Source organism: Allopontixanthobacter sediminis (genome assembly GCF_009828115.1).
GTDB classification, from domain to species: Bacteria; Pseudomonadota; Alphaproteobacteria; order Sphingomonadales; family Sphingomonadaceae; genus Allopontixanthobacter; species Allopontixanthobacter sediminis.
Map to the genome: position 1 here is coordinate 787466 of NZ_WTYL01000001.1, position 26476 is coordinate 813941.

The window sequence follows — 26476 nt, forward strand, 5'->3', positions numbered from 1 at the left end:
AAGCCTGGCGTTCAGACCGCGTTGACCGGTATCTTGATATAGCTGACGCCGTTGTCTTCGGGTGCCGGCAATCGGCCCCCGCGAATGTTAACCTGCACACTCGGCATGATCAGGTTAGGCATCGGCAGATCTTTGTCGCGGGCAGTCCGCATGGCGACGAATTCGTCTTCGGTCGTGCCGTCCTTGACATGCACATTGCCTTCCCGCTGCTGCTTCACAGTCGTTTCCCAGGCATAGTCATCGCGTCCCGGCGCCTTGTAATCATGGCACAGGAAGAGCCGTGTTTCGTTCGGCAGGGACAGCAGGCGCCGGATCGACTGGAACAACTGGTGTGCGTCGCCCCCGGGGAAATCGGCACGGGCCGTGCCGAAATCGGGCATGAAGATCGTATCGCCGACGAACGCCGCGTCACCGATAATGAAGGCCATATCGGCTGGGGTATGCCCGGGGACGTGGAGCGCTATTCCTTCGAGCTGGCCGATATTGAACGTTTCTCCATCGTCGAAAAGCTTGTCGAACTGCGATCCGTCGCGTTCGAAATCGGTACCGGCATTGAACAGCTTGCCGAACACTTCCTGCACCCGGATGATTTCGCGTCCGATCGCCAGCTTTCCGCCAAGTTTTTCCTGCAGGTACGGTGCGGCCGAGATGTGATCGGCATGCGCATGCGTTTCTATCAGCCACATGACTTTCAGGTCTTTTGAAGTGACATACTCGGCAATACGGTCCGCCGACCCGTTGGAGGTCCGGCCCGATGCCGCTTCATAGTCGAGCACCGAATCGATGATCGCGGCTTCTGCGGTCTTGGGGTCATGGACCACGTAACTGATGGTGTTGGTCGCCTCGTCGAAAAAGCCCGCGATCGACGGACGAAGGCTCTTGTCTTCCAGCGCCCTTACGATCTGTCCGGTAGCAGCTTTGATACCCGGTTCGAAACTGGCCATCTCATCTCTCCGATATACGTTTTCATAAATTGTGTATATGTATTGCATTTCTAGAGTCAAGTGATAACAGGGTCGCCATGAGTGAACCCGAACCAAGACTAGCGCCCCATACCGGTTTACGAATTGGTGACGTTGCCCCAAATTTTTCGGCCCGCAGCACGGCAGGGAATGTGCAGCTATCGGCCTACCGCGGCCGGTGGCTCATCCTGTTTTCGCACCCGGCGGATTTCACGCCGGTCTGCACGACGGAATTCGTCGCGCTCGCGCAGGACGCGGCCGAGTTCGAGGCGCGGGATTGCGCTCTCATGGCCCTGTCCGTGGACAGCCTGTTTTCGCATTTCGCGTGGCTGAGGCTGATCCGCGACCGGTTCGACGTGGAGGTCCGCTTTCCCGTCCTCGAAGACCCTACCCTGGTGATCGGTCGCGCTTATGGAATGGTTTCCGCGGATGACCATGACAGCGGTGCCGTGCGCACCACGTTCTTCATCGATCCGGACGGTATTATCCGGGCCATGACCTGCTATCCGGCCAATGTCGGAAGGTCGGTGCCCGAAATGCTGCGAACGCTTGATGCCTTGAAGGCAGTCGACAAGCACGGTGCACTTGCCCCGGCAAACTGGGCGCCGGGCGCTTCGCTGCTGCGACAACCCAAGGTCGAGATCGATGAAATTTTCTCCGCCGGAGACGCGACATCCTGGTTCCTCGAGGAAGCGGGTAAGGAAACTCGAATATGACAATGGCGCCGATCGAGGAATTCAAGGCCATTGGCCATCCGGTTCGTTACCGCATCCTGCAAGCGCTGGTCGGGGCGGAACGCAATGTCGGTGAAATCGAAGAAGTTGCGGAAGTCGGGCAGCCGTCGCTTTCGCAGCAGCTCGCGGTTTTACGTAGTGCCGATCTGGTGGAAACTCGCAAGGATGCCAAACTGGTTTATTATCGCCTCAACCAGAAGCGGCTTTCTAGCTTGGCGATTGCTCTGGCGAAACTCATCGATGAGCCGGATGTGCACTCGCCACCGAAGCGCTCGGCTTCACCCGGTACAGCCAATTTTGCGCGGATTGACTAAGCATTTCTGCGCCGAACTGCGTTTTTCTCCTGCAATCTCAGCGCGGAGTTTCTACTTTTCGGAACTAATTCATCCCGGCAACCGTTCTGGGGCTGAAATGGAGAAGACGATTATGCGCAAGATTCTGATAACGACCCTTTCCAGCGTAGCACTGCTCGGACTTGCCGCCTGTGATGTCGACCAGACCGAAGAAGGTGAAATGCCCGAGGTAAATGTCGAGGGCGGAAACATGCCGGAGTATGATGTCGATACGGCAGATGTCGAAGTTGGGACGGAAGAAAGAACTGTCGAAGTTCCCACAATCGATGTTGAAGAAGCCGATGCGGGTGACACCCCTCCCGAATAATTCGGGATTGTTCACGAAATCAAAATCTAGCCGGCCCGGTACTAAGTTGTCCCGGGCCGGTTTTCATTGTGCTAAATGAATTATATATGCAGTGCCCGGCCGTAAGCCGAAAGCACGCTTTCATGCATCATTTCGCTAAGAGTGGGGTGGGGAAAGATAGTACCCATCAACTCAATCTCGGTCGTCTCCAAAACCTTGCCCACGGTATACCCCTGGATCAGTTCGGTGACTTCCGCGCCGACCATGTGAGCACCAAGCAACTCGCCAGTTTTCGCGTCGAATACGGTTTTGATGAAGCCTTCGGCCTCTCCGAGCGCGATGGCCTTGCCGTTACCGATGAAGGGAAAATTGCCCACCTTCACCTCGTGACCGGCTTCTTTCGCCTTGGCTTCCGTTAAGCCGACGCTGGCGACTTGCGGGTGGCAATAGGTGCAACCCGGAATCGAATTCCGGTCAAGCGGATGAGGATGGACGTCCTTGTTGCCCAATTCCTGTGCAATTGCCTCGGCCGTGGTGACACCTTCGTGGCTTGCCTTGTGCGCCAGCCAAGGTCCCGGAACACAATCACCGATCGCCCACAGTCCCTTGGTCCCGGTACGGCCAAAATCATCGATCTGGATGAACCCGCGGTCCATTGTAACCCCCGCCCCGTCCAGCCCGATATTCTCCGTATTGGGCTGGATCCCGATGGCGACGATCGCGTGACTGAATTCCTCGGTCGTGACCTTGCCGTCCTTGCCCTTGATCTTGGCTGTGACGCCCTTATCCGATGCCTTGAGGTCCTCCAAACCGGTCGCGGTGCGGATATCCATGCCCTGCTTGGTCAGGGATTTCTGCAGGAACGCGGAAACTTCGGCGTCTTCCACCGGGACAATCCGGTCGAGCATTTCGACCACGGTAACGTCCGCGCCCATATCGTTGTAAAAGCTGGCAAACTCGATGCCGATTGCGCCCGACCCAATGACCAGCAGCTTGCTCGGCATTTCAGGCGGAACCATCGCGTGGCGGTAGGTCCAGATACGCTTGCCGTCCGCAGGCGCGAACGGAAGGTCACGGGCGCGGGCACCGGTCGCGACGATGACGTGCTTGGCGGAGAGTGTTTCGCTGCCCTTGTCGCCCTTTACTTCCAGCGTGGCCGCATCCTTCAGCGTCCCCTCGCCCATGTGGACGGTGATCTTGTTCTTCTTCATCAGGTGCGCGATGCCCTGGCTGAGTTGCTTGGCCACCCCGCGCGAACGCTTGACCACCGCATCGAGATCAGCGGTAATCTCTTTCGCCGCCAGCCCGTAATCCTTGGCGTGCTGCATGTAGTGAAAAATCTCCGCCGAGCGAAGCAGTGCCTTGGTCGGTATGCAACCCCAATTAAGGCAGATACCGCCGAGGTTCTCGCGCTCGACGATGGCGGTCTTGAGACCCAGCTGCGCGCAGCGGATTGCCGCGACATACCCGCCGGGGCCCGAACCAAGAACGATCACATCATATTGGGAAGCCATAGCTACTCCGATTGGTATTTCGATTGGAAACCGTGCCGGTCAACCGGCGACCAGTTCGACGTATTTCGCCTGCACCCAGCCGAACTGGCAAGGACCTACATACGGTTCGGGCTCGGCGAGTGAGCTGCTGACGCGGCAATCGCCCAGTTCCTGGAATTCACCCTTGGGATAGACAATTCCCTGCCAATCCTCGTCGGCTTCACACAGCCAAACCAGCGTCGAAACGGCAAGCTCGTCAGTGACTTCGGCGACTTCGTTAGCTTCCGCACGCACGCGCAGCAAATCACCCTTGCGCGGCTCCAGACCGTTGACGCGGCCGATACCCGGGCATGCATCCGACGCCGGGCCTTCAAGACCGACCATCGGAGCCCGTACAGGTTCCTCGACGGGGTGGGCCGACAGGCTGCCGGAAAGACTGGCGGCTAAGGCCAGAAACAGCAGGGATGAGCAACCGGAAATTCGCATCGTATCAGGCCACCAGCCCCAGCGGATTCTCCACGATCTGCTGGAAAGCCTGCATCAGTTGCGCGCCGTCCGCACCGTCGATGGCGCGGTGATCAAAGCTGCCCGTGGCACTCATCACCGTGGCGATGGATAGCGCGCCGTCGGTAACAGCCGGACGCTTCTCCCCCGCACCGACCGCAAGGATCATGGCTTGAGGCGGGTTGATAACTGCATCGAACTGCTTGATCCCGAACATCCCGAGGTTGGACAGGCTGGCGGTCCCGCCCTGGAATTCATGCGGCTGCAACTTGCCGTCGCGTGCCTTGCCCGCCAATTCCTTCATCTCGATGGAAATCGCCGAGATCGACTTGTTTGCCGCATCGACGATGATCGGAGTGATCAGACCGGATGGCGCCGCCACGGCGACAGAAATGTCAGTCCGGCTGTATTTGCGCAGCACGTCACCGGCGAAGCTGACATTGCAGGATGGCACCTGCTGCAGTGCCTTCGCCAGCCCCTTGATCAGTAAATCGTTGACCGACAGCTTGATTCCCTGCGGTTCGAGCGCGGCGTTGAGTTCGCTCCGCAACTTGAGCAGAGCGTCGAGCCGGACATCGAGGGTGAGGTAGATATGCGGGATCGTCTGCTTGGCTTCGGTCAGGCGGCGCGCAATCGTCTTGCGGATGTTGTTGAGCTTTTCCGCTTCGAAGGGAATGCCGTAATCCGGAACATTCGTGTCGGTAGCCGGCGCTGGCGACGGTGCCGCTGCAGGTTCGGACGCAGATTTCGGAGCGGCGGCACCCGCCTTGGCACCGTCCACATCCGCCTTGATGATCCGCCCGTTGGGACCCGATCCGGTAAGCGAGGCAAGGTCGATGCCCTTCTGTTCGGCTATCCGCTTGGCCAGCGGGGAGGCGATGATGCGGTCTCCTGATGGGGCCGGGCTGGCAGTTGGGGCCGGGGTTTGCGCGGCAGACTTGGCAGGCGCGGGCTCGGCCGGCTTGCCCGCTGGAGCATTTTCCACATCGGCCTTCACGATGCGGCCGTTCGGGCCGGTTCCGGTGACGCCAGATAGGTCTACACCGCGTTCTTCGGCGATTTTCCGTGCCGATGGCGAAATCAGGATCTGGTCTTCCGAAGAGGCTGGAGCAGGTGCAGGCGCTTCGGGCTCGTCCTGTTCTGTGTCGGCGGGTTTGGCGGGCACGCGGGCGTCCGAGGCATCTTCATCCTCGCCCGCCAGCGTCGCGATAACTGTGCCGACTTTAACGCCTTCGGAACCTTCATCGACATCGATGCTGACGATCGTGCCCTCGTCGACAGCTTCGAATTCCATGGTCGCCTTGTCGGTTTCGATCTCGGCCATGATATCGCCGGAACTGACCTTGTCACCCACCTTCACCAGCCAGCGCGCGAGCGTGCCTTCTTCCATGGTCGGGGACAATGCGGGCATCTTGATGGGCGTGGGCATGGGTGTACGACAAGTCCTGTTAATGTTTCAGACAACCTCTGGCCAATTTGCCGCCAGCGGGCAAGGTTCTTGCGCCGAATACGTTTTCATCGGATAGTCCGGCAAGGGAGAGTTTCATGCGCGTCTATCTGGTGATCATGGACGAGACGGAGGAGGCGCGGGTGGCCCTGCGGTTCGCGTCTCGCCGTGCAGCCGCCAGTGGGGCGGCCGTGCATATTCTGGCGTTGGTTGCCAAACAGAATTTCAACGCGTTTGGCGGGGTCCAGGCGACAATCGAACAGGAAGCGTACGACCGGGCGGAAGTCATGGCCAGCAGCGCGGCGGGAAGTCTCTTTTCCGAAAGCGGCAAGATGCCGACCATCGCGGTCAAGACTGGTGCGGGTCAGGCCGTGATCAAGGAATATCTCGCCGAACATCCCGAAGTGGCGGCGCTTGTTCTGGGCGCATCGAGCGAAGGTGGTTCCAACCCGCTTATTACGCACTTCTCCGCTCACGCCGGGTCCCTGCCCTGCCCGCTGTACATCGTCCCGGGATCGTTTTCGGCGGAAGATATCGACCGGCTTGCTTGAGGTCAGCTCAGACTGCCACGCGCCGGGTAATCGTTCTTTTTCGCGTAATCGAGCGCGTCGAGCAACTGGTCCAGCGGCGGGCGCGTAAACGGCGCACTCTGGGTGACTGCGAAAAACAGCGTCATGTCGGGACGCAGGATAAACAGGCCGGGTTCGGAAAACGTGTCCGGCTCTTCGCTGCCTTCGCGTTTCTCCGAGATATAGAGCCCCCATTCGCGTGCGGCGTCTTCCGACAAATCGTAAACCAGCGGCAGGTCGCCGGTTGACCAATCCTCGTCGACTTTTTGTGCACGCTTCTCGTCATCCATCGAGATTGCGAACACAGAAATTCCGCGCGAGGTAAAGTCATCAAGTCGCCCGCCGATTTCTTCCAGATAACTCCGGCAGATCGGGCAGTGACTACCGCGGTAGAACACCAGCATGGTGAAGTTTTGGGGTGTTTGTTTGGAAAGTTCGAACCGCGCCTGGATCGTCAGAGGCAAGTCGATGTCGGGTACTTTCTGGCCTGGGGTGAGCAATATAATTCTCCTTCCCCTAACCAATGCACGCGCCGCGCCGCGCGTTCCGCCTGAGTTATTTCTTCTTGCGTCCCTGGTGCCGGATGTTGCCCGGGCGGCCGCGCGGGCCAGTGCGGAATTTGCCGGCTTGTGAACCTTTCCCGCCGGAACCGTTGCCCGGTCCCTTGCCGCTACCCTTGAACGATCGCTTTGAATCCGAACGATTGCCGCGGGGTTCAATCTTCTGGCCGTCCGTCTCCGGAAGCTGGAATTTCAAGGCACCCGTCAAGGGGTTGGCTTCCGCGAGAGTCAGTTCGAGTTTCTGTCCGGTATCGAACCGGGTACCGGACCGTTCCCCGATCAGCGCGCGGGCTGCTTCGTCGTAATTGTAGTAATCCGAACCCAGGGTCGAAACCGGTACCAGCCCATCCCCTCCCTGCCCGACGATGGTGGCGAAGAAACCGAAGCTTTGCACGCCGGTTATGCGCGTCTCGAATGTCTCGCCCACCCGGGCGGAGAGCCATGCGGCGACATAGCGATCGATCGTGTCGCGCTCGGCCTCCATCGCTCGCCGCTCCGTACCGCTGATGGCTTCGCTGATCTTTGCCAGGTCATCCCGGTCGCGGTCAACCAGCCCGGACAGCGGCGGAAGGGACGTTTTCGGCTTGGGCTGTTCCAGCTTGAATGCATCGACCAGCGAACGGTGAACGAGCAGATCGGCGTAACGGCGGATCGGTGAGGTGAAATGCGCGTAGGAGCCGAGCGACAGCCCGAAATGGCCTGCGTTGCTGGGACCGTAATAGGCCTGCGTCTGGCTGCGGAGGACCGCTTCCATCACTTGCGCTTTTTCGGATTCGTCGGTGACATCCTTCAACATGCGGTTGAACAGCGACGGCGTGATGACCTGCCCCAGCGCGAGCTTCTTGCCGAAGGTTTCGAGATATTCACGCAGCGCCACCAACTTCTCGCGGCTTGGAGTCTCGTGCACCCGGTAGACGACCGGAGCGGTCTTGCTTTCCAGCGCTTTCGCTGCGGCGACATTGGCAGAAATCATGAACTCCTCGACTACGCGGTGTGCATCGAGCCGCTCGCGGATGGCGATTTCGGTAATCTTGCCCTGCTCGTTCAGCATTACGCGCCGTTCCGGCAGGTCCAGTTCGAGCGGATCGCGCTTGGCGCGGGCATCGGCGAGAACTTTCCAGCACTCCCACAAATTGACGAGGTTTTCCTTGGCCTTTTCGCTGTCGATCCGCTCCTGCGCATCTTCATACGCGATCACCTCGTCGATCCGGACAATCGCGCGGGTAAAGCGCCAGCTGGTGATCTTGCCGTCACCGGAGATTTCCATGTGGCAAGCCATCGCCGCCCGGTCCTCACCCTGGCGCAGGGAGCAAACGTCGGCACTGAGCACTTCGGGCAGCATCGGGACCACGCGGTCGGGGAAGTAGACCGAATTGCCGCGCTTGCGGGCCTCCCGGTCGAGTGGGCCGCCGGGGCGAACGTAATAGGACACGTCGGCAATCGCCACCAAGGCCCGGAAGCCGCCCTTCCCGTCCGGTTCTGCCCAGATCGCGTCATCGTGGTCGCGCGCATCGGCGGGATCGATCGCGACGATCGGCAGGTGGCGGAGATCTTCGCGGGTCTCGGCACTGACCGGCAATTTCGCCGCCAGTTCGGCCTCGGCGAGCGTGTCCTGCCCGAACACGTTGGGAATGCCATGCTTGGAAATGGCAATCAGGCTGAAGCTCTTCGGCGCCAGCGGGTCCCCGAGGACTTCGATCACATTGACGCCGGAGCGCTGCGATTTCCCGGCGGCCTCGGTCATCACCAACTGGCCTGCCTCCGCACCGCCAAGGTCGGCGATCGGGCTCGATTGCCGCACGCGCTTGTCCACCGGTGCGAGCCAGGCCTTGCCGTTGGCATCGATCTCGACGACGCCCATCATGCCTTCCGTCTTGGCCGGCAGTTTCTTCATGACATGTGCGCGCCACCCGCCGCCGGTCTCTTCCGTCCGCGCCAGGATACGGTCTCCGACCCCCAACGCCGCCTGGCGCGCGCCGCCTTTCTTGGGTTCGATTATGCGCAGGCGCGGCGGCGGCGTGGCGTCATCGGGCTGCCAGCTGTCCGGAATGGCCAGCGGCTCGCCGTCCTCGATTTCGACCACGCGCAGGACCGTGACCTTCGGGACGCCTCCCATCCGGTGATAGGCCGTTTTCTTGCCGTCGATCAGGCCCTCTTCCGCCATGTCGCGCAGCAATTTCTTGAGCGCGATTTTCTCTTGCCCCTTCAGGCCGAATGCCTTGGCGATCTCCCGCTTGCCGGCTGCTCCGTCGGCGGTCTGAATGAATTCGATTACCTGTGCCTGCGTAGGCATGCCGGTCGGTTGATTTGTGCGGGGGCGTTTGTTCATCCCAAGGTCCTATTCGCTGGCACGGTTCGTGTCGAGCGGCGTCACCGTGCCGAACCTGCGGTCGCTACTCGGCGATCGGCGCGAATCCGCCTGCGGGAACGGCGCTAGCAATCGGACTCATGGAACCATCGGGACCATGCGCGCTGACACCGAAGAACCAGTCATCGCCGCGAACGCCTTCCAGATTGGCGCTGGTGGCGACAACTTTTTCGATCACCGGTTCGGCTTCCCAGTTCGGCATGTCGGTTCGCCGCTTCCAGATCGTATAATTGACCGCGCCGGGCACCGGTTCCCATTTGAGCGAGGTGAAGGTCTGCACCGCCGCCTCGGCCACCGGGGCGGGCGGCATCGGGGTGCGGGCCAACCGGTCCAGCGCACGGATGTTCAGGCGGGTCACCTTGGCGAGGTACGGGAAATCCATCTCGTCCACGGTGTCGCCATACGTAACCCCGTCCTCGACCCGCAGGTCCTGATGCTGGTGATCGTAATCCTCCACGGCCACCGAGAAACGGATTGCCGGATAACCCTTTTCGAGGAACGGGATCTGATCCCCTCCCCTCCCCATCCGGTCGGTACGCCAGATCTGGCGGACATCGAGGCCGCTGGGGCTTTCTTCGGCCAACGCGTCGATCCAGCGCGACAAATTACGGCCCGGGCTGTCGTTCTCACCGCCGTTGCGCCGTTGGTCTGCCCGGATTTCATCAGTCAGATCGGCGCGCGGCCCCTCCGAGAACACCCGGACATGACCGTCATCGCAATAGCCGTCCGAACCGCAACTTCCGCCGACGATATCGTTGTTGAGCACGGCCTTGACTGTCCAGCCCTGTTCTGCGGCATAATCGGCGAGCAGCTGGCCGCCATATAGCCCCTGCTCCTCACCCGAGAGCAAGGCGTAGACAATCGTTGTGGGGTAGCTTTTGCCCGACAGGACCCGCGCAGCTTCGACGACCAAGGCGGTACCAGAACCGTCGTCGTTCGCGCCGGGCGCATCGCTGGCAAAATCGGAGACGTCCGACACACGGCTGTCGATATGGCCCTGCACGATCGTGACTTCGTTGGGCCGTTCGGTTCCCCGCTGGATCGCAACCACGTTGACGAGCCGGGTCGGTGTGGGAATTCGCCGCCCTTCCACCATGCGTTCGGGCAACACGATCTCGAGGCAGCCCCCACAAGCGGCGCTTGCCTTGCGGAATTCGCTCTCGCCCCATTTGCGCGCGGCCCCGATCCCTCTCGTGGGGTGGTCCTGCAGCGACAGTGTGTGCCGGGTGCCAAAGCCCACGAGCGCATCGATATCCGCGCGAAGCCGGGTCTCGGAAACCTCGCTCGCGGCGCCATCCTGCGCCGCGACTGGTCCGCTAAACGCAAGGGAAGCAAGAAGCGAGGCGCCGGCCAGGGTAATTTTCTGCATTACCCTGTATGTCCCTGTTACCAAGGCTTTGGCAAGACAGGATTACCTAATAGGCGCGGGCGACATAGATCCGTTCGGCCGCAGGTTCGCCGGTGAAAATGCAGGTTCCCGAGACGGGTTCGGCACCAATCGGCACATTGCGGACAGTCAGCTTCAGGGCCTTGAGCTTTTCCACCACTGCATCGAGCGCCGCCCCGGTCGGTTTGGACCATTGGACCTCAGCCCATCCGGGGTACTTCGCATCGCCGCTGTAAAACGCCGACAATTCGTCCAGGCTGGTGATGCCGCGCGTAATGTTCGCGTCGCGCCGCGCCGCGGCCTCGTTGTAAAGCGCTTGCTGGATTTCTTCGAGCAGTCCCGGGATCAAACCGGTTGCATCGGACGCGGCCGGTGCGGAAAAGTCGGGCTTGCCATTGGCGTCCCACAACCGATCCCGCCGGAGCAGGCTGACAGTCCCGTTCTCCATGTCGCGGCCGCCCACCTCGAGGATAATTGGCGCACCTTTACGCACCCAGTCCCACCGCTTGGCCGCTGCCTTGCCAGGCTTTTTGTCCAGCAGGATCCGCGTTTTTTCGCCGAGTGTCGAGGTTCCCGCAATCGCCGCGCGCAGGTCTTCGCAATACGCCAGCAGCGCCTCGTCTTCCGGCTTGTCGCGCAGCATCGGAAGAATGACCACCTGATGGGGCGCGATTGCGGGCGGAACGCGCAAGCCGTCATCGTCGCCATGCGTCATGATCACGCCGCCGATGAGTCGGGTGGAGGTGCCCCAGCTGGTCGTGTGGCAATATTGCTGCCCGCCTTCACGGTTTTGGTACTGGATGCCAGAAGCTTGCGCGAAATTGGTCCCGAGATAATGCGAAGTGCCGGCCTGCAGCGCCTTGCCGTCCTGCATCATCGCTTCGATCGACCAGGTTTCGACGGCACCGGGAAAGCGCTCGTTTTCAGGCTTCTCGCCCGCGATTACCGGCATCGCCAGATCATCTTCGGCGCAGGCCCGGTATACCTCGAGCATCCGCAATGTGTGTTCCTTGGCATCGGCCGCGTTTTCATGCGCGGTATGCCCTTCCTGCCACAGAAATTCGCTGGTGCGCAGGAACATCCGGGTGCGCATTTCCCAGCGCACGACGTTGGCCCATTGGTTGGTCAGCAGCGGCAGGTCGCGCCAGCTCTGGATCCACCGCGCCATCGCGTCACCGATGATGGTTTCCGACGTCGGGCGAACCACTAGCGGCTCTTCCAGCTTCGCAGCCGGGTCAGGGATCAACTTGCCATTTTCGTCCGCGATAAGGCGGTGATGGGTGACCACCGCCATTTCCTTCGCAAAGCCTTCGACATGCTCCGCCTCGCGCTCGAAATTGGATAGCGGGATGAAGATGGGGAAATAGCAATTGTCGTGTCCGGTCGCCTTGATCCGGTCGTCCATCAGACGCTGGATGCGCTCCCAGATGCCGTAACCCCACGGCTTGATGACCATGCAGCCCCGAACGCCGGATTCTTCGGCGAGATCGGCAGCGGAGATGACCTCCTGATACCAGGCGGCAAAGTCATCTGCGCGGCGCGCGGTCAAGGCGTGACGGATATTGGACAAGGGAGTTCCGTTCAGGATTAAGCTGAAAAACGTGCGCCAAAACTGTTAATGCGGCAGCGCGTAACGTCAAGCGCGCAGCTTAGTTGCTGAGTTCGTCCAGCTTCTTCTGCATGGCAGCCATCTGCTGGCGGAGTTCGTTCAGTTCCGAGTTGTCGCCTCCGTCCGCCGAACTATCGGCAACTGCTTTCCCTTCGGAGGCGCCCGGCATGAACGCCTTTGTCGCGGCACGCATCATCGCCATATTGGTTTCCGCCATTTTCGTCAGCGGGTTGTTGCCGATATTTGTCCGCAGTGCTTCATGCAATTTCGCCTGATTCTCGCGGAAGTTGACCATTGCCGCTTCAAGGTAGTGCGGCATCATCGACTGCATCGAATTACCGTACATCCCGATCAGGTCACGCAAAAAGCTGACCGGAAGCATGTGCTCACCGCTCGCTTCTTCTTCCATAATGATCTGGGTTAGTATCGAATGCGTAATGTCATCGCCGCTTTTCGCATCAAGAACTATGAAATCCGTTCCCTCACGAGTCATTTTCGACAGATCGTCTAACGTTATGTAGCTGGACGAGCTGGTATTATAAAGCCGCCGATTGGCGTATTTCTTGATAATGACGGCATCACCGACGTTATGATCACGCTTGGCCATGAAGGAACCCTGTTTATGACTGTAAGGCTACTTATAGCAGTTGCAGTGTGTGCAGTGCAACATATTCGCCGGAAAAGTTCTCAAGCCCGGTATCTGGGCCCCAGAGTGGTCAACAATTCGTATTGCGACAGGCCGCTGATTCGAGCGGCTTCTGGGAGGTTGTACGGGATTTCGACCCAGTCGCCTTCGCGCAAATGCTGCGCAGCAGAAAGGTCGATCACGACCATGTCCATCGATACCTTGCCCAGCAGCGGCAGGCTGGCGCTGCCCGATTTGAGCGCGCCCTTACCAGTCCAGCAGCGTAGGAAACCGTCGGCATAGCCGAGCGAGACGACCCCTACTTCCATCTGACGCGGTGCAGTGAAAACCGCATTGTAGCCCACCGAGTCGCCCGCTTGGAGCAGACGGCGCTGCAGGATCGCCGCTTGCGGCGCTGCGACCTGCGCAATCCTTCCCGCCAATTCCGCCCGCGGGACCCCGCCATACAGCGCTAGGCCCGGGCGGGTCAGGTCGAAGGCGTAGTCCGGCCCGAGTGCGATCCCGGCGCTGTTCGCCAGGCTCAGCCTCCTTGCATTTATCGATTGGGCGGCTTGTCTGAATCGCTCGAGTTGCACGGCGTTGAGGTCGCTATCCTCGTCGGCCGATGCGAGATGCGACATCAGTACGTCGATTTCGAGGTTCTGCAGTGCCGGGTCGCCGATTTCCGACATCGATAGCCCAAGACGGTTAATGCCCGTGTCGATCATCAGGTCGCAGATCCCGCCGCCGCTGTCTCGCCATAGCCGAACCTGACGCAGGCTGTTTAGCACCGGCTTCACACCGGCCCGCCGCGCGAAAGACGCGTCAGCCTCGCTCAAGGGCCCGTGCAGGACCGAGACCGATTGCGGCGGCGCGTGGGCGATCACGCCCGGAACTTCGCTCCAATGCGCTACGAAAAAACTGCGCGCGCCAGCTTGGACCAGGGTGGGCAGCACCTCTGCCACGCCCAGCCCATAGGCGTTGGCCTTGACCGCTGCGCCCGCTACCGCCGAACCGGAAAGTTGGTTCAGCGCCTGCCAGTTTTCGGCGAGCGCCCGATGATCGATCCGCAGTCGCAATGATGGCGGGGGAAGCTGCGCCGGATATTCAGGCATTATCGCTGAAATCGCGGGGCGGACCGCCCTGTACGCCCCACCACGCAACCAGCATGCCGAACGCCACGATCGCCCAGGTGTACCAGAGCCCGGCATACGCATTGCCTGTCGTTGCGATGATATACCCGGCAATCAGGGGCAGAAATCCGCCGAGATAGCCCGCTCCGATGTGGTAGGGGATCGACATGGAGCTGTACCGGATACGGGCCGGGAACATCTCACATAGCAGCGCCGCCACCGACCCGTAGGTCAGCGCCGACAATCCGCCCAGGCAGATCAGCAATGCGATGATCCCGATGATGTTCGGTAGCGGCGGGGTTTGGCGTTCGAAGCTATAACCCTGTTCCTGAAGCAGGCTCTGGACGTAGGGTTTACGTTCGGCGGCGCCGAGGTCGACACCTTCCGAAAGGTCATATTCCGCCGCGCCGACATTCAGGTTGACCGGCGTCCTGCTCGGCCCCGATGTTACCGCGTCGAACTGCCGGACGGTGTAAGGTATGCCCAGGGAGGTCAGGTCCTGCAGCAGCTTGCCGCAATCCGTCGCCTGGTCGCTGGCGAACGGGTTGTAGTCACAGGCCATGCCGGTGACTACAACCGGAGCACTGTTGGCGCTTGCCCGGAGGCCTGGATTGGCGAGCGCGCCGAGGCCCCAGAAGATCGGGAACAGCAGCAGCAGGGTAAGCACCGCTCCGATCATGATCGGTTTCTTGCGGCCCACCCGGTCCGACCATTTGCCCACCACAAGGTAGAGGCCGAGCGAGAGACAGCCCGCGATAAGCATGATGATTTCCACCAGCCCCTCGTTCATCCGCATCGGGCCGCGCAGGAAGGACAGGCCCGAAAAGAACGCCGTATACCAGATCACGGTCAGGACACCTGCAACCCCGAACAGGGCGACAAAGATGCGCTTCGGATTGCCCGGATAGGTGAAACTTTCAACAAACGGGTTTTCCGCTGTTTCGCCCGCTTCCTTCATCGCCTGGAAAACCGGACTTTCCGACAGTTTCAGCCGCATCCACAGCGAAAGGGCGAGAAGGATGATCGACAGCAGGAACGGCACCCGCCAGCCCCATGCCGCGAAATCATCCTCCGAGATCAGGAAGCGGCACGTCAGGACGACCGCGATGCTGAGCACAAAGCCGCCGGCGACGCTGGCCTGGATGAAACTTGTGTAGAAACCGCGCTTTTCCGGCGGGGCATGCTCAGCTACATAGATCGCCGCGCCGCCATATTCGCCGCCTAGGGCCAGACCCTGCAATACGCGAAGCAGGATCACGATGATCGGCGCGGCAATCCCGATGGTGGCGGCATTGGGAATGAGCCCGACGCCCGCCGTCGCGATCCCCATCAGCGTCACCGTGACCAGGAACGTGTATTTGCGTCCCAGCCGGTCTCCCAGGTAACCGAACAGGATCGCACCGAGCGGACGGAACCCGAAGCCGACCGCAAATCCGGCCCACACCAACAGCATTTCGAGCGTTTCGTTGTCCGAGGGAAAAAACGCCGCGCCGATCAGCGAGGCCAGGGTACCGTAAATGAAGAAGTCATACCATTCGAACACGGTCCCGGCGGAGGACGCCGCGATGACCAGCCGGATTTCCTTGGCCGTGGGGGTGTGGTCTGTTCCAGGCATGGTACCTTCGGCCGCAATAGTGCTCATGGTGCTTTCATTCCCCCGAATTCCAACCGCCCCGCAGTTTCCGTGGAGCCTGCAAGCCCGCCGCTTTAGCCCGCTTGTTCGGCCTTGCAAAGCGCGTCAGCGGCGGCCTTCCACGGCAAAAGTATGGCACCATGCCGTCCGGGATGATCGAGGGCCGGCACAAGAGCCGACATTCCGGGCCAGCCTGGCAGATCGCCCGCGCCTGCCAGCCACAGTTCGAGCTGCTTTAAGGCCTCAGCAATACCATCGTTGGAACGGCCCGCGGCGGCTGCAGCGAATGTCGCGGCCGCCGCCTGACCGACAGCGCACGCCGTGACCTGCATGCCGAGGGAGGAGATTCGTCCTTCACCGTCGGTCGAAACACCCATTTTTACGCTGCTACCGCATGTCCGTGAACGCGCTTCGCCAGCTAGCGGTAGCGCCGGATCGAGTGGGTACCCTGCGAGAGTTACCGCCAGTGCCAGAAGTTCAGGAGTGTAAAGCTTTGTCGGGGTCTGCGCGGTCATCAATCGGGCACGGCATCGTTGGCGCTGCGCAATTGGGCGCGCCTGCCTTCGATCATCTCGACGAGCGCCTCCGCTCCGGCATCGACCAGCGTGTAGGAGCGCGCAGTGGTGATCCAGGTCGGCCGGCCGGCCACACCCCAGACCGTATCGTACCCCAGGACCAGTAGGGAGAAGGCCAGGACCACGATGATCCCGCCCTTGATCGCGCCGAACCCGAAGCCCAGAACCCGGTCGATCGGCCCGAGGACAGAATTGCGCGAGGCGGACCCCGCCCGGCCGGCAATAAGCTTCATCCCGGCATAGGGGATCAACAGCAGCAGAGCGAAAGCAAGAACCGCGGCCCCTGACGGAGTCCCGATCTTGGGTTCCAACCAGCTATACAATGGCGTGTGGAGATAATGAATCGCGAACACCGCGAGCATCCAGGCGGCGACCGACAAGACTTCCTGAACCAGCCCGCGCAAGAAGCCGCCAGCAGCAGCCACGCCGACGATAATCAGAACGATGATATCAAATCCGGTCATACGTTCAGGCCTGAATTATGCGGTCGATACTATTCGATCGACGAGATTGCTGAGTTGATAGAGCGTTTGATAGTTAAATCTAGGTGAATTCTTGGCAACTTTGTCTGCTTCCCCGCTACCTTTTTCGCCCTGTGTGCCTGATGCAACAGGGCCGAATCCCTTGTCGAAACCCAATTTGGCTGATTCGCGCAGCCGGAGTCCCGCATGTGCTACCGGGCGGATTTCCCCGGCCAGCGAAATCTCGCCGAACCACGTGCTGCCGGATGGCAGCGGTCTGTCGGCGAGCGCCGATACCAGGGCAGCAGCGACCGCCACGTCCGCAGCCGGGTCCGACAGGCGGTATCCTCCAGCGACATTGAGGTAAACCTCCGCGGAACTGAAATTCAGGCCGCAGCGCGATTCAAGCACCGCCAGCAGCATCGCGAGGCGGCCGCTGTCCCACCCGACCACCGCCCGGCGCGGAGTTGCCCCGCTCTGCAATCTCACGATCAGCGCCTGTATTTCGACCAGCACCGGACGGGTGCCCTCCAGCGCGGGGAACACCGAGCTCCCGGCCAGGGGCGCCTCCCTGCCCGACAGGAACAGCATCGAGGGGTTGGAGACTTCTTCCAGCCCTGCGCCGGCCATGGCGAATACGCCAATCTCGTCCACCGCGCCGAACCGGTTCTTGATCGCCCGCAATATCCGGTACTGGTGGCTGCGCTCCCCTTCGAAGCTCATCACCACATCGACCATGTGTTCCAGCACGCGCGGCCCGGCGATCGACCCGTCCTTCGTTACATGCCCCACCAGCACCAGGGCAGTGCCGCGCTCCTTCGCAAACCGGATGAGCTCGAACGCGCATCCGCGCACCTGGCTTACCGTCCCCGGCGCTCCCTCGATCGTGTCCGAATGCATCGTCTGAATGGAATCGATTACCAGCAGCGCCGGTGGTTCCATGTCGTTGAGCGTGGTGAGGATATCGCGCACCGATGTCGCTGCGGCCAACTTGATCGGTGCATCGGCCAGCCCTAGCCGCGATGCGCGGAGGCGGACCTGGCCTGCAGCTTCTTCCCCGCTGACATAGACCGTCGCGCCGCCGGCCCGGGCAATCTTCGCCACCGCCTGCAGCAACAAGGTCGATTTTCCGATACCCGGATCGCCGCCCATCAGGATTGCGGAACCCGGAACCAGCCCACCGCCCAGCGCGCGGTCGAATTCGGCGAGCCCGGTCGGGCGGCGCTGCAACACCTCACCCGGGGCGTCGAGCGCCACGAACTTGACCGAACGTCCGCCGCTCGACAAATCGTGCTTCAGGGAAAACACCGTCGCCGGAACGTCTTCCGAAAGCGTGTTCCATTCCGCGCAATCGGCGCATTGGCCTTGCCACCGGTGCGAGACGGAGCCGCAAGCCTGGCAGATGTAACGCTTCTTTGTCTTGGCCATGGTCGTGCAATAGTAGGAACATACATAGAACGCAATTGCCATCCGCAAAATTGCCGGTCACAAGGACGTGATGCGTCAGAAGGAACTCAGGATTGCGCTGGTGTGCTATGGCGGCGTCAGCCTGGCGATCTACATGCACGGCGTGACCAAGGAAATCTGGAAGCTGGCCCGCGCCAGCCGTTCATTCCACGACGGCGCCCCGCCTGCCGATGGGGTCCAGGGTGTCTACCGCGACTTGCTGGAACATGTCGAAACCGCGCACGAACTGAAACTACGCGTCCTGCCGGATATCCTTTCGGGTGCAAGCGCAGGGGGGATCAACGCAGTCTTTCTCGCGCAGGCGATCCATTCGGGCCAGTCGCTGGAACCGCTAACCGATCTGTGGCTGGACGTGGCCGATGTCGAGAAGCTGCTCGACCCGGACGCCCGCCCTTTGTGGAAGTTCGCCAAATTCTGGGCGCAACCGATCGCATGGTGGCTGCTTAAGCAACCCGGCAACGCGGTATCGGAGAGTGTCGCGCCGGAAACCCGCAGCGAGGTCCGGCGAAAGGTTTCGCGGTTCATTCGAGGGCGCTGGTTCGAACCGCCGTTCTCCGGTGCAGGATTTTCGGCGCTGCTGAACAAAGCGCTCGAAACGATGTCGGAAATTCCTCCTGAAAGTCCGCTGCTGCCGCCCGGCCATCCCATCGACCTGTTCGTAACGGCGACGGATTTCCACGGTTATCTCGAACTTCTGCGGCTCAACAGTCCTGCGCTGGTGCAGGAAAGCGAGCACCGGATGCCGATCGACTTTTCCGCCACCGTTCCGTTTGAAAACGGGCACGATCTGGCGGAACGACTGGAATTGATCTTCGCCGCGCGCGCAACCGCAAGCTTTCCCGGAGCCTTTCCGCCGCTGAAGGTCGAAGAAATCGACAACCTGGCCGCGCGAAAGGAACGGGAGTGGACAGGCCGGCAGGCGTTTCTCGACCGGGTGATGCCTGTCCACGTCAAGGCCGGCAGCACCGCACATGTCGCGTTGATCGATGGTTCGGTGCTGGTCAACGCGCCCTTCGGCGGGGCGATCCAGGCCTTGCATGGCCGACCTTCCCAACGCGAAGTCGACCGGCGGTTCGTCTATATCGATCCCAGTCCCGACGGGTTCGGAACGCCCGAAGACCGACTTGACCGGCCAATCGGTTTCTTCAAGGCGATCTTCGGTTCGTTGTCGACGATCCCCCGCCAGCAGCCGATCCGCGACAATCTCGAGGTGCTCGGCCAGCAAACCCGCGAGGCGGACCGGATGCGCAGCATCGTCAACGCGCTCCGGCCCGAGGTCGAGCGCAATGTCGAACGCTTGTTCGGCAGGACGCTGTTTTTCGACAAGCCGACGCCGCGGCGTTTAAAGGCGTGGCGAAACCGGGCGCAGCAATCGGCTGCGGAAGGCGCGGGATTTGCCTTCCATTCCTACGCACAGACAAAATTCGCGGGGATTGTGGACAATCTCGCGCAATTGGTGCGCGATGCGTCGCCGGGGCCGGTGTCCGGCGATGTCCAGCCGATCGCGCACCGGCTTCGCGTCACGTTGGAAGAAGGCGGATTGTCGAGCCTGATCGACGCCGCCGGCGGCGCCAGTGACGAGGCAATTGCGTTCTTTCGTGCGCACGACCTCGGCTTTCGGGTGCGCCGCCTGCGGTTGCTATCACGCCGCCTGGCGCGCGACTGGGAAGCCGATCCGGATATTTCCGACGCTGCCCTCGAACAGGCACGCAAAGCGATCTTCGACATACTCTCGCTGTATTTCGCCCGGAGCGGCGCGAAGCAGCTAGGCGAAGGATTCGCGAAACTGGCGGAGCGGGTCATGGACGAACCCGGCGCATTGCTGGACTGGTTATGTCAGGCCCGATTATTGCCCGAGGTCGACGACCAGGCCGAAGAAATGCTCGCCGCTGCGCTCGAACAGATGCCGAAGAACCTGCGGCGACGAATGCTGCTGACCTATCTCGGGTTTCCCTATTACGACATCGCCACACTGCCCCTGCTGCGCAACGAAGGATTGACCGAATTCGACCCGATCAAGGTCGACCGGATTTCTCCAGATGACGCCTTGTCGATCCGCGATGGCGGAACGCGGGCGACTTTGCGCGGAACCGAACTATACAATTTCGGGGCGTTTTTCAGCCGTGCCTACCGCGAGAACGATTATCTGTGGGGCCGCCTTCACGGTGCGGAGCGGCTGATCGACCTGATCTGTTCGACCAGTGAAAATACCATCGACCAAAGCAAAGCCCGTGATTTCAAGCGCCGGGCCTTCCTCGCCGTGCTGGACGAGGAACAGGACCGCCTTACCGCGAGCCCGGATCTTGTCGATGGCCTGCGCAGCGAAGTTCTGCAGAACTTCGCGGACGATTGATGGCAGCGGGAATCTAGCCGTTAAGCCCGGTCAAAGAACAACAGCATTACCAGCCGTCCGTCTTCCAGTCCTTTTCCAAATCCCGGCGCGGCCGCGTGGAATTGCCACGGTGAAAACAGGATAAGCCGGTTGAATCGGAGGGGCACCTGCATCACCCGTTCCCATTTCGCGGGGTAGTTGGTGTCCTTGTTCACCACGTCATCGACCAGCAGATTGATGTCGCGGTAACCGGCATCTGCAATCCTTAGCGGGTCCTGCGGGACACGTTCCAATCCGGTTCGCTTGTGGCGGTAAAAGTCGGTTCCCCCGCTGCTGGGCGCGGAGCAATCCTCGGGCCGTGACAGGTACAGTATCCCCGAGTAGGCCGCCGGATCTATATGCACCCCGCTGCGCCCCTTGTCGGTCTTGCGGGTGACCCGGCAATGACCGTGGTTGGTGCCCGCCGCACCCTTCACTTCCATGCCAAGCAAGCGCGATACACTGGCGTCGATCGCCGCGGTCGGCAACGCGCTGGTGGAATTGAGACCGGGGAAATTGCCCTTCTGCAGGTCGGGATCATACCCGAGAAAGAGCGCGTCTCGCCGGGCGGCCCAGGGGTCGAGCAGGAAATCGTCGATGATCGTCAGCGAGGGTAGCAATCGGTGATCCTAACCCGAGAAGACGTCTTTCATCTTGGCGAAAAAGCTCCGGCTTTCAGGACACTCGTCACCCGTTTCGGTATCGCGAAACTGTTCGAGGATTTCCTTCTGCGCCTTGGTCAGCTTGGTTGGCGTTTCAACTGCGATTTCCACCACCAAATCGCCGCGGCCGCGCCCCTGAAGCACCGGCATCCCGGCGCCGCGCTGGCGCAGTTGCTTGCCGGACTGGATTCCGGCGGGAATGTCGATGGTGTTAACCTGTCCGTCGAGATCTGGGATATCGACCGATCCGCCCAGTGCCGCAGTGGTGAAACTGATCGGAACCCGGGTCAGCAGCGTCGTTCCTTCACGCTGGAACACACCGTGCGGACGGATATGGAGAAAGATGTAGAGGTCGCCTGGCGGCGCGCCGCGCGGACCGGCTTCGCCCTTGCCCGACAAGCGGATGCGGGTGCCCGTATCCACCCCGGGAGGGATGTCCACCTGCAGCGACTGCGGCAGATCGAGCCGACCTTCGCCGCGGCAGTCCTTGCACGGGTCTTCGATCACTTCACCGCGGCCGTGACAGTTGGGACATGGCCGTTCGACAACAAAGAAACCCTGCTTTGCCCGGACCTTACCGTGGCCTTTGCACAAATTACATCCGCGCGTACCGGTGCCGGGGGTGGCTCCCGAACCCTGACAAGTCGCGCAGGTCTGAGAAACCTCGATCTCGATTTCGCGGCTCTTGCCGTGAAATGCGTCTTCCAACCCGATTTCCATGTCGTAACGCAGGTCGGCACCGCGACGCGCTTGCTGGCGGCCACCTCCGCCGCCTCCGAATGCGCTGCCGAAAATCGTCTCGAAGATATCGCCGATATCGCCGAAGTCGCCCTGCTGGGCTCCGCCATGTCCGCCGTTCATGCCCTGCTGGAAGGCTTCGTGGCCATAGCGGTCATACGCCGCGCGTTTTTGCGGGTCCTTCAGGCAATCATAGGCCTGGCTGACGGATTTGAATTTGGCTTCGGAATCGGAGCAGCCCGGGTTGCGATCGGGGTGGCATTGCATCGCGATCCGGCGATAGGCGGACTTGATCGCCTTGTCGTCCGCATCCCGGCTCACTTCCAGGAGTTCGTAATAATCCATAGTGCTCGAAGGCATTCAGAGCCCCTCCATCCTCGGCCGCCGTTCCTGCCTAAGCGGGAACGGCGGCATAGGTTGTGTCAGACCTGGCTCAGTCTTTCTTGTCTTCGTCGACTTCGGAAAACTCGGCATCGACCACTTCTTCTTCAGGCTTGGCATCTTCGCCGCCTGCCGGAGCTTCCGACCCGGCGTTCGCCTGTTCCTGTTCGTAGATCGACTGGCCCATTTTCATTGCCAGTTCGGTCAGGGCCTGCGCCTTGGCGCCGATGGCATCCGTATCGTCGCCTTCGAGAGCAGACTTGGTCTCGGCCAGTGCAGCCTCCACGTCAGCCTTGAGCGAGGCGTCGATCTTGTCGCCATGCTCTTCGAGCTGCTTCTCGGTTGCGTGCACCAGGCTGTCGGCCTGGTTGCGAGCCTCGGCTCCGGCACGGCGCTTCTTGTCCTCTTCGGCGAATTTCTCCGCGTCCTGGACCATCTGGTCGATATCCGCATCGGTGAGCCCGCCGGAAGCCTGGATCTTGATCTGCTGCTCCTTGCCGGTGCCCTTGTCCTTGGCGCTGACGTTCACGATGCCGTTGGCATCGATGTCGAAAGTAACCTCGATCTGCGGAACACCGCGCGGTGCGGACGGAATGCCGAGCAGGTCGAACTGGCCGAGCATCTTGTTGTCCGCCGCCATTTCGCGTTCACCCTGGAACACGCGGATCGTCACGGCCTGCTGATTGTCCTCGGCAGTCGAGTAAGTCTGCGTCTTCTTGGTCGGGATCGTGGTGTTGCGGTCGATCATGCGGGTAAACACGCCGCCAAGCGTTTCAATACCGAGCGACAATGGTGTCACGTCGAGCAGCAGCACGTCCTTGACGTCACCCTGCAACACGCCAGCCTGAATCGCTGCACCCATGGCGACGACTTCGTCGGGGTTTACACCGGTGTGCGGTTCCTTGCCGAAGAATTCCTTCACGATTTCGCGAACGCGCGGCATGCGGGTCATCCCGCCGACGAGGATCACTTCATCGATACCGCCCTTGTCGACACCGGCATCCGCCAGTGCCTTCTTGCACGGTTCGAGGGTCTTCTTGATCAGGTCGCCAACCATCTTTTCCAGCTGCGAACGGCTGATCGTTTCGACCAGGTGCAGCGGGGTGGACGATCCGCCTTCCATCCGGGCGGTGATGAACGGCAGGTTCACTTCGGTGGTCTGTGCGGAGGACAGTTCGATCTTCGCCTTTTCCGCGGCTTCCTTCAGGCGCTGCAGGGCGAGCTTGTCGGTCCGCAGGTCCATGTTTTCCTTCTTCTTGAAGGCATCGGCCAGGTATTCGACGATCGCGTTGTCGAAATCTTCACCGCCGAGGAAGGTGTCGCCATTGGTCGACTTCACTTCGAACACGCCGTCGCCGATTTCGAGCACCGACACGTCGAAGGTGCCGCCGCCAAGGTCATAGACGGCGATGGTCTTGCCTTCGTCCTTGTCCATTCCGTAAGCGAGAGCAGCCGCGGTCGGCTCGTTGATGATGCGCAGCACTTCCAAGCCGGCAATCTGGCCGGCGTCCTTGGTTGCCTGACGCTGGGCGTCGTTGAAGTAGGCGGGGACCGTGATGACGGCCTGCGTGACGGTCTCGCCTAGATAACTTTCGGCGGTTTCCTTCATTTTCTGCAGGATGAACGCCGAAACCTGGCTGGGCGAATACTTCTCGCCCGAGGCTTCGACCCATGCGTCGCCGTTCTTGCCTTTGACGATGTTGTAGGGGACGAGATCCATGTCCTTCTTGGTCATCGGATCATCGAACCGGCGCCCGATCAGGCGCTTGATCGCAAACAGCGTGTTGTCGGGATTGGTGACTGCCTGGCGCTTGGCCGGCTGGCCGATCAGGCGCTCGTTGTCCTTCGTGAAGGCAACGATCGAAGGTGTTGTGCGCGCACCTTCGGAATTCTCGATTACCTTGGGTTTGCCGCCGTCCATGACAGCAACGCAGGAATTGGTTGTACCGAGATCGATACCGATAACTTTAGCCATGGTTTCCCCATCTAGTTCAATATTTGGACGTTACCTGTGTGCCACCCGTAAACGGCGAGGCAGCTTGGCAACTCGGATTTGCAAACCCGAAATTCAGGTTCGAAGCTTGAATACTCTGGGCGGGATATAGGTGCGGTTTTTGTTGGCACAAGGGATTGGCACCGCTACTCCCCGCCCATGTTTCGGCGGCAATGCGCCGCCGCGATTGACAGGGAGAACATCGCATGACGAAAACGTTTTTTGCAGCGCTAGCGCTGACTACCGCCACATTGGCACTTGGTGCATGCGGTGAAAGCGCGCCGGAGCAGACGGCCGCACCCGATGCGGTGCCGGGCCTGTCGGTAACGAACGCACGGATGGTCCTGAATGCCGTGGAAGGACAGCCGGCCGCGATCTATCTCGACCTGAACTATGCAGGCGACAAAAATGTCGCCGTGAACCGCGTAGCCGTGGACGGAGCGGAAAGCGCTGTGATGCATGAGATGGGCGAATGGGATGGCGGTATGGAGATGATGGAGATGCTGCCGATCGTCATGAAAAAGGGCGACGTTGTCAAATTCGAGCCCGGCGCGAAGCACATCATGGTCATGGGAGTCTCGCCGGAATTGCAGGCCGGGGGAACTACCGAGGCGACCTTCATCATCGCGGGCGGCGACAAGATCAGCTTCCCGGTTGAAATTCGCGGCGCTGGCGAAGACCGGTGAGTCAAGCGGTCGCCCCCTGCCCTGCTGGCGGGGAGCGGCCGCTTACGCCGGGCGAGATTGCGCTTGCCCGAACAGTTTTTGGTGATGCAATCGACTATGCGCCGGTCTTGATCCGCCGGCGCAAGTGGTTTCCGTTCCAGCCCAAACGAACCGTGATGGCACCGCGCGGGCATCTGCATTTTCACCCGGGCGGATCAGCCTATTGCGACGACTTTTCGGCGCAGAGCCTTATTCGGCAAGGGCTGTTCATCCACGAAATGACCCATGTCTGGCAGACGCAGGTCAAAGGATCATGGTATCTCGTGATGAACCGCATGCCCTGGTCCAGATACGACTACAGTCTGAAGCCCGGTTGGTCGCTCGACCGCTATGGCATCGAACAGCAAGCAGAAATCGTCAAGCACGCGTTCCTGCTTCGAAACGGAAGGCGGATATCCGGTATTTCCGACAAAGCCGCTTACGCCATGCTAGTGGATTTCCCCGGAGCTACCGGGGAAATTTGATTTTGCGAGTTAGCGACGTGGATCCGCTGGATACCCGCGCGTTCCGAAGCAGTCATCGTCGAGATAACCGTTGCGACCATAACCATCACAGCCATCGTTCTTGTCGACGAAGTAGCCCGCCAGCCCGCCAGCGGCGGCGCCAGCCAGCGCATAGGTTGCGATATCGCCGCCGGTGACTGCTGCAACACCAGCGCCAGCCGCCGCTCCGGCGAGCCCGCCTTCAGCGGCGTAGTTCTCGGCGCAAGCGCCCAGCGACAGTGTGGAAAGCGCGAGCGCGGGGGCAATCATCAATCGGTTTTTCATGGTCTTTCTCCGTAGAACCCTGTTGGAGTATCTAACGGCAAGACCTTGAAGCTGTTCCGAATTAATTGTCAGTCCGGCTTTTTTGCGACAGCAACCATCGCAGGACGAAGCAAGCGGTCCTTGATCATGTAACCGGCTTGCATTTCCTGCACGACGGTACCAGCCTCATGCTCGTTTGTCGGGATTTCCAGCATCGCCTGATGCTGGTTCGGATCAAGCGGAAGGCCCTTTGATGCGATCCGGGTAATCCCGTGCTGCCCGAAAACCTTGTCGAGTTCGCGCATCGTCGCTTCGATCCCGGCAACCAGGCCTTTGAACTTGTCGTCGTCGCGCAGTTCCTGCGGCACGGAATCGATGGCTCGCGAGAGATTGTCGGACACCGACAGGATATCGCGGGCAAAGCCGGTCGCGGCGTAGGCCCGGGCATCGGCGATGTCCTTCTCCATCCGGCGGCGGACATTCTGCGTGTCGGCGCGAGCGTAAAGCACTTCCTGCTTCGCGGCATCGAGATCGGCGCGCAACTCCTTGAGCGCGTCCGACAGACTGACGTCGTCGCCCGCCGCGCCATCATCTTCTGCGTCATTCTCGCCATCGTCGAGAAATTCAGAGGGAACACCCTTCAACTCTTCGGCCACCGCCTCGTCGTGCGATTCCGGTTTCTTCTTGTCCATGT

The 26476-nt window shown here is 60.9% G+C and carries 26 protein-coding genes; 7 read left to right on the plus strand and 19 right to left on the minus strand.

Annotated features, from left to right (window positions below; translation table 11 throughout):
• Nucleotides 1–11: 11 nt before the first annotated feature.
• The gene (locus tag GRI65_RS03960) at nucleotides 12–944 is read right to left on the minus strand and encodes an MBL fold metallo-hydrolase (RefSeq protein ID WP_160755198.1); all 933 of its coding nucleotides are present in this window, start codon (nucleotides 942–944) and stop codon (nucleotides 12–14) included.
• 77 nt (nucleotides 945–1021) lie between these two features.
• Here GRI65_RS03960 and GRI65_RS03965 point away from each other — a divergent pair, with 77 nt between their 5' ends.
• The 3 genes from GRI65_RS03965 (at nucleotide 1022) to GRI65_RS03975 (ending at nucleotide 2356) form a co-directional block, all read left to right on the plus strand.
• The gene (locus GRI65_RS03965) at nucleotides 1022–1678 is read left to right on the plus strand and encodes a peroxiredoxin (RefSeq protein ID WP_160755199.1); all 657 of its coding nucleotides are present in this window, start codon (nucleotides 1022–1024) and stop codon (nucleotides 1676–1678) included.
• A gap of 2 nt (nucleotides 1679–1680) precedes the next feature.
• The gene (locus tag GRI65_RS03970) at nucleotides 1681–2010 is read left to right on the plus strand and encodes an ArsR/SmtB family transcription factor (RefSeq protein ID WP_232843905.1); all 330 of its coding nucleotides are present in this window, start codon (nucleotides 1681–1683) and stop codon (nucleotides 2008–2010) included.
• Between the two features lie 112 nt (nucleotides 2011–2122).
• Complete coding sequence (locus tag GRI65_RS03975; protein WP_160755201.1) at nucleotides 2123–2356, plus strand: hypothetical protein; 234 nt, start codon at nucleotides 2123–2125, stop codon at nucleotides 2354–2356.
• Between the two features lie 80 nt (nucleotides 2357–2436).
• Here GRI65_RS03975 and lpdA read toward each other — a convergent pair whose 3' ends face one another.
• Genes lpdA through GRI65_RS03990 form a run of 3 tightly spaced genes read right to left on the minus strand, consistent with a single transcriptional unit; the run spans nucleotide 2437 to nucleotide 5761 of the window.
• Nucleotides 2437–3849: a dihydrolipoyl dehydrogenase gene (gene lpdA / locus GRI65_RS03980; RefSeq protein WP_160755202.1), complete on the minus strand. Its 1413-nt coding sequence runs from the start codon at nucleotides 3847–3849 to the stop codon at nucleotides 2437–2439.
• Between the two features lie 39 nt (nucleotides 3850–3888).
• Nucleotides 3889–4314 carry a hypothetical protein gene (locus tag GRI65_RS03985; protein WP_160755203.1) on the minus strand — a complete coding sequence of 142 codons (426 nt, stop codon included), beginning with the start codon at nucleotides 4312–4314 and terminating at the stop codon, nucleotides 3889–3891.
• Between the two features lie 4 nt (nucleotides 4315–4318).
• Nucleotides 4319–5761: a 2-oxo acid dehydrogenase subunit E2 gene (locus GRI65_RS03990; protein WP_160755204.1), complete on the minus strand. Its 1443-nt coding sequence runs from the start codon at nucleotides 5759–5761 to the stop codon at nucleotides 4319–4321.
• A gap of 116 nt (nucleotides 5762–5877) precedes the next feature.
• Between GRI65_RS03990 and GRI65_RS03995 the strand changes: the two genes are divergently transcribed.
• Entirely contained in the window at nucleotides 5878–6330 is a 453-nt protein-coding gene (locus GRI65_RS03995; RefSeq protein WP_160755205.1) for a universal stress protein, read from the plus strand.
• A 2-nt stretch (nucleotides 6331–6332) separates the two neighbouring features.
• On the opposite strand, the gene GRI65_RS04000 is transcribed toward GRI65_RS03995, so the two are convergent.
• The 10 genes from GRI65_RS04000 to radA all read right to left on the minus strand — a co-directional run bounded on the left by GRI65_RS04000 (nucleotide 6333) and on the right by radA (nucleotide 18127).
• Nucleotides 6333–6848: a peroxiredoxin-like family protein gene (locus tag GRI65_RS04000; protein ID WP_160755206.1), complete on the minus strand. Its 516-nt coding sequence runs from the start codon at nucleotides 6846–6848 to the stop codon at nucleotides 6333–6335.
• Between the two features lie 55 nt (nucleotides 6849–6903).
• Complete coding sequence (gene rnr, locus GRI65_RS04005) at nucleotides 6904–9237, minus strand: ribonuclease R (protein ID WP_232843906.1); 2334 nt, start codon at nucleotides 9235–9237, stop codon at nucleotides 6904–6906.
• Nucleotides 9238–9301: 64 nt separating this feature from the next.
• The gene (locus tag GRI65_RS04010) at nucleotides 9302–10645 is read right to left on the minus strand and encodes a M28 family peptidase (RefSeq protein WP_160755207.1); all 1344 of its coding nucleotides are present in this window, start codon (nucleotides 10643–10645) and stop codon (nucleotides 9302–9304) included.
• Between the two features lie 46 nt (nucleotides 10646–10691).
• Entirely contained in the window at nucleotides 10692–12233 is a 1542-nt protein-coding gene (locus tag GRI65_RS04015; RefSeq protein WP_160755208.1) for an aminoacyl--tRNA ligase-related protein, read from the minus strand.
• Nucleotides 12234–12312: 79 nt separating this feature from the next.
• Entirely contained in the window at nucleotides 12313–12879 is a 567-nt protein-coding gene (phaR, locus tag GRI65_RS04020; protein WP_160755209.1) for a polyhydroxyalkanoate synthesis repressor PhaR, read from the minus strand.
• Between the two features lie 80 nt (nucleotides 12880–12959).
• A complete protein-coding gene (gene alr / locus GRI65_RS04025) occupies nucleotides 12960–14012 on the minus strand; it encodes an alanine racemase (protein ID WP_202391092.1) in 1053 nt (350 codons plus the stop codon).
• On the minus strand, nucleotides 14005–15672 hold the full coding sequence (locus GRI65_RS04030; RefSeq protein ID WP_232843907.1) for an MFS transporter: 1668 nt from the start codon (nucleotides 15670–15672) through the stop codon (nucleotides 14005–14007). The genes alr and GRI65_RS04030 overlap by 8 nt, the downstream gene beginning before the upstream one ends.
• Before the next feature lie 65 nt (nucleotides 15673–15737).
• Nucleotides 15738–16178 carry an iron-sulfur cluster assembly scaffold protein gene (locus tag GRI65_RS04035; RefSeq protein ID WP_160755210.1) on the minus strand — a complete coding sequence of 147 codons (441 nt, stop codon included), beginning with the start codon at nucleotides 16176–16178 and terminating at the stop codon, nucleotides 15738–15740.
• Nucleotides 16178–16702, minus strand: a complete 525-nt coding sequence (locus GRI65_RS04040; RefSeq protein ID WP_160755211.1) for a CvpA family protein — start codon at nucleotides 16700–16702, stop codon at nucleotides 16178–16180. Before GRI65_RS04040 ends, GRI65_RS04035 begins: the two co-directional genes overlap by 1 nt.
• A gap of 15 nt (nucleotides 16703–16717) precedes the next feature.
• Nucleotides 16718–18127: a DNA repair protein RadA gene (gene radA, locus GRI65_RS04045; RefSeq protein ID WP_160755212.1), complete on the minus strand. Its 1410-nt coding sequence runs from the start codon at nucleotides 18125–18127 to the stop codon at nucleotides 16718–16720.
• Nucleotides 18128–18197: 70 nt separating this feature from the next.
• Between radA and GRI65_RS04050 the strand changes: the two genes are divergently transcribed.
• On the plus strand, nucleotides 18198–20519 hold the full coding sequence (locus GRI65_RS04050) for a patatin-like protein (protein WP_160755213.1): 2322 nt from the start codon (nucleotides 18198–18200) through the stop codon (nucleotides 20517–20519).
• Between the two features lie 20 nt (nucleotides 20520–20539).
• Here the strand turns inward: GRI65_RS04050 and GRI65_RS04055 are convergent, their stop codons facing one another.
• The 3 genes from GRI65_RS04055 to dnaK all read right to left on the minus strand — a co-directional run bounded on the left by GRI65_RS04055 (nucleotide 20540) and on the right by dnaK (nucleotide 24293).
• Entirely contained in the window at nucleotides 20540–21157 is a 618-nt protein-coding gene (locus GRI65_RS04055; protein WP_160755214.1) for a DUF6445 family protein, read from the minus strand.
• Nucleotides 21158–21166: 9 nt separating this feature from the next.
• Nucleotides 21167–22297 (minus strand): molecular chaperone DnaJ, encoded by a 1131-nt coding sequence (dnaJ, locus tag GRI65_RS04060; RefSeq protein ID WP_160755215.1) that lies wholly within the window; start codon nucleotides 22295–22297, stop codon nucleotides 21167–21169.
• Between the two features lie 73 nt (nucleotides 22298–22370).
• Nucleotides 22371–24293, minus strand: coding sequence for a molecular chaperone DnaK (dnaK, locus tag GRI65_RS04065; RefSeq protein WP_160755216.1), 1923 nt, complete (start codon nucleotides 24291–24293; stop codon nucleotides 22371–22373).
• Nucleotides 24294–24517: 224 nt separating this feature from the next.
• On the opposite strand from dnaK, the gene GRI65_RS04070 reads away from it, so the two are divergent.
• Complete coding sequence (locus tag GRI65_RS04070; protein ID WP_160755217.1) at nucleotides 24518–24997, plus strand: copper chaperone PCu(A)C; 480 nt, start codon at nucleotides 24518–24520, stop codon at nucleotides 24995–24997.
• The gene (locus GRI65_RS04075; protein WP_160755218.1) at nucleotides 24994–25500 is read left to right on the plus strand and encodes a vgr related protein; all 507 of its coding nucleotides are present in this window, start codon (nucleotides 24994–24996) and stop codon (nucleotides 25498–25500) included. Before GRI65_RS04070 ends, GRI65_RS04075 begins: the two co-directional genes overlap by 4 nt.
• A gap of 9 nt (nucleotides 25501–25509) precedes the next feature.
• Here GRI65_RS04075 and GRI65_RS04080 read toward each other — a convergent pair whose 3' ends face one another.
• Entirely contained in the window at nucleotides 25510–25803 is a 294-nt protein-coding gene (locus tag GRI65_RS04080) for a glycine zipper domain-containing protein (protein ID WP_160755219.1), read from the minus strand.
• 68 nt (nucleotides 25804–25871) lie between these two features.
• Entirely contained in the window at nucleotides 25872–26474 is a 603-nt protein-coding gene (grpE, locus tag GRI65_RS04085) for a nucleotide exchange factor GrpE (protein WP_160755220.1), read from the minus strand.
• Nucleotides 26475–26476 lie beyond the last annotated feature (2 nt).

Coding starts and splice junctions, on each gene's coding strand:
- GRI65_RS03960 (WP_160755198.1), bottom strand. CDS start 944: ATGGCCAGTTTCGAACCGGGTATCAAAGCTGCTACCGGACAGATCGTA.
- GRI65_RS03965 (WP_160755199.1), top strand. CDS start 1,022: ATGAGTGAACCCGAACCAAGACTAGCGCCCCATACCGGTTTACGAATT.
- GRI65_RS03970 (WP_232843905.1), top strand. CDS start 1,681: ATGGCGCCGATCGAGGAATTCAAGGCCATTGGCCATCCGGTTCGTTAC.
- GRI65_RS03975 (WP_160755201.1), top strand. CDS start 2,123: ATGCGCAAGATTCTGATAACGACCCTTTCCAGCGTAGCACTGCTCGGA.
- lpdA (WP_160755202.1), bottom strand. CDS start 3,849: ATGGCTTCCCAATATGATGTGATCGTTCTTGGTTCGGGCCCCGGCGGG.
- GRI65_RS03985 (WP_160755203.1), bottom strand. CDS start 4,314: ATGCGAATTTCCGGTTGCTCATCCCTGCTGTTTCTGGCCTTAGCCGCC.
- GRI65_RS03990 (WP_160755204.1), bottom strand. CDS start 5,761: ATGCCCACGCCCATCAAGATGCCCGCATTGTCCCCGACCATGGAAGAA.
- GRI65_RS03995 (WP_160755205.1), top strand. CDS start 5,878: ATGCGCGTCTATCTGGTGATCATGGACGAGACGGAGGAGGCGCGGGTG.
- rnr (WP_232843906.1), bottom strand. CDS start 9,237: ATGAACAAACGCCCCCGCACAAATCAACCGACCGGCATGCCTACGCAG.
- GRI65_RS04010 (WP_160755207.1), bottom strand. CDS start 10,645: ATGCAGAAAATTACCCTGGCCGGCGCCTCGCTTCTTGCTTCCCTTGCG.
- phaR (WP_160755209.1), bottom strand. CDS start 12,879: ATGGCCAAGCGTGATCATAACGTCGGTGATGCCGTCATTATCAAGAAA.
- alr (WP_202391092.1), bottom strand. CDS start 14,012: ATGCCTGAATATCCGGCGCAGCTTCCCCCGCCATCATTGCGACTGCGG.
- GRI65_RS04030 (WP_232843907.1), bottom strand. CDS start 15,672: ATGAGCACTATTGCGGCCGAAGGTACCATGCCTGGAACAGACCACACC.
- GRI65_RS04035 (WP_160755210.1), bottom strand. CDS start 16,178: ATGACCGCGCAGACCCCGACAAAGCTTTACACTCCTGAACTTCTGGCA.
- GRI65_RS04040 (WP_160755211.1), bottom strand. CDS start 16,702: ATGACCGGATTTGATATCATCGTTCTGATTATCGTCGGCGTGGCTGCT.
- radA (WP_160755212.1), bottom strand. CDS start 18,127: ATGGCCAAGACAAAGAAGCGTTACATCTGCCAGGCTTGCGGCTCCGTC.
- GRI65_RS04050 (WP_160755213.1), top strand. CDS start 18,198: ATGCGTCAGAAGGAACTCAGGATTGCGCTGGTGTGCTATGGCGGCGTC.
- dnaJ (WP_160755215.1), bottom strand. CDS start 22,297: ATGCCTTCGAGCACTATGGATTATTACGAACTCCTGGAAGTGAGCCGG.
- dnaK (WP_160755216.1), bottom strand. CDS start 24,293: ATGGCTAAAGTTATCGGTATCGATCTCGGTACAACCAATTCCTGCGTT.
- GRI65_RS04070 (WP_160755217.1), top strand. CDS start 24,518: ATGACGAAAACGTTTTTTGCAGCGCTAGCGCTGACTACCGCCACATTG.
- GRI65_RS04080 (WP_160755219.1), bottom strand. CDS start 25,803: ATGAAAAACCGATTGATGATTGCCCCCGCGCTCGCGCTTTCCACACTG.
- grpE (WP_160755220.1), bottom strand. CDS start 26,474: ATGGACAAGAAGAAACCGGAATCGCACGACGAGGCGGTGGCCGAAGAG.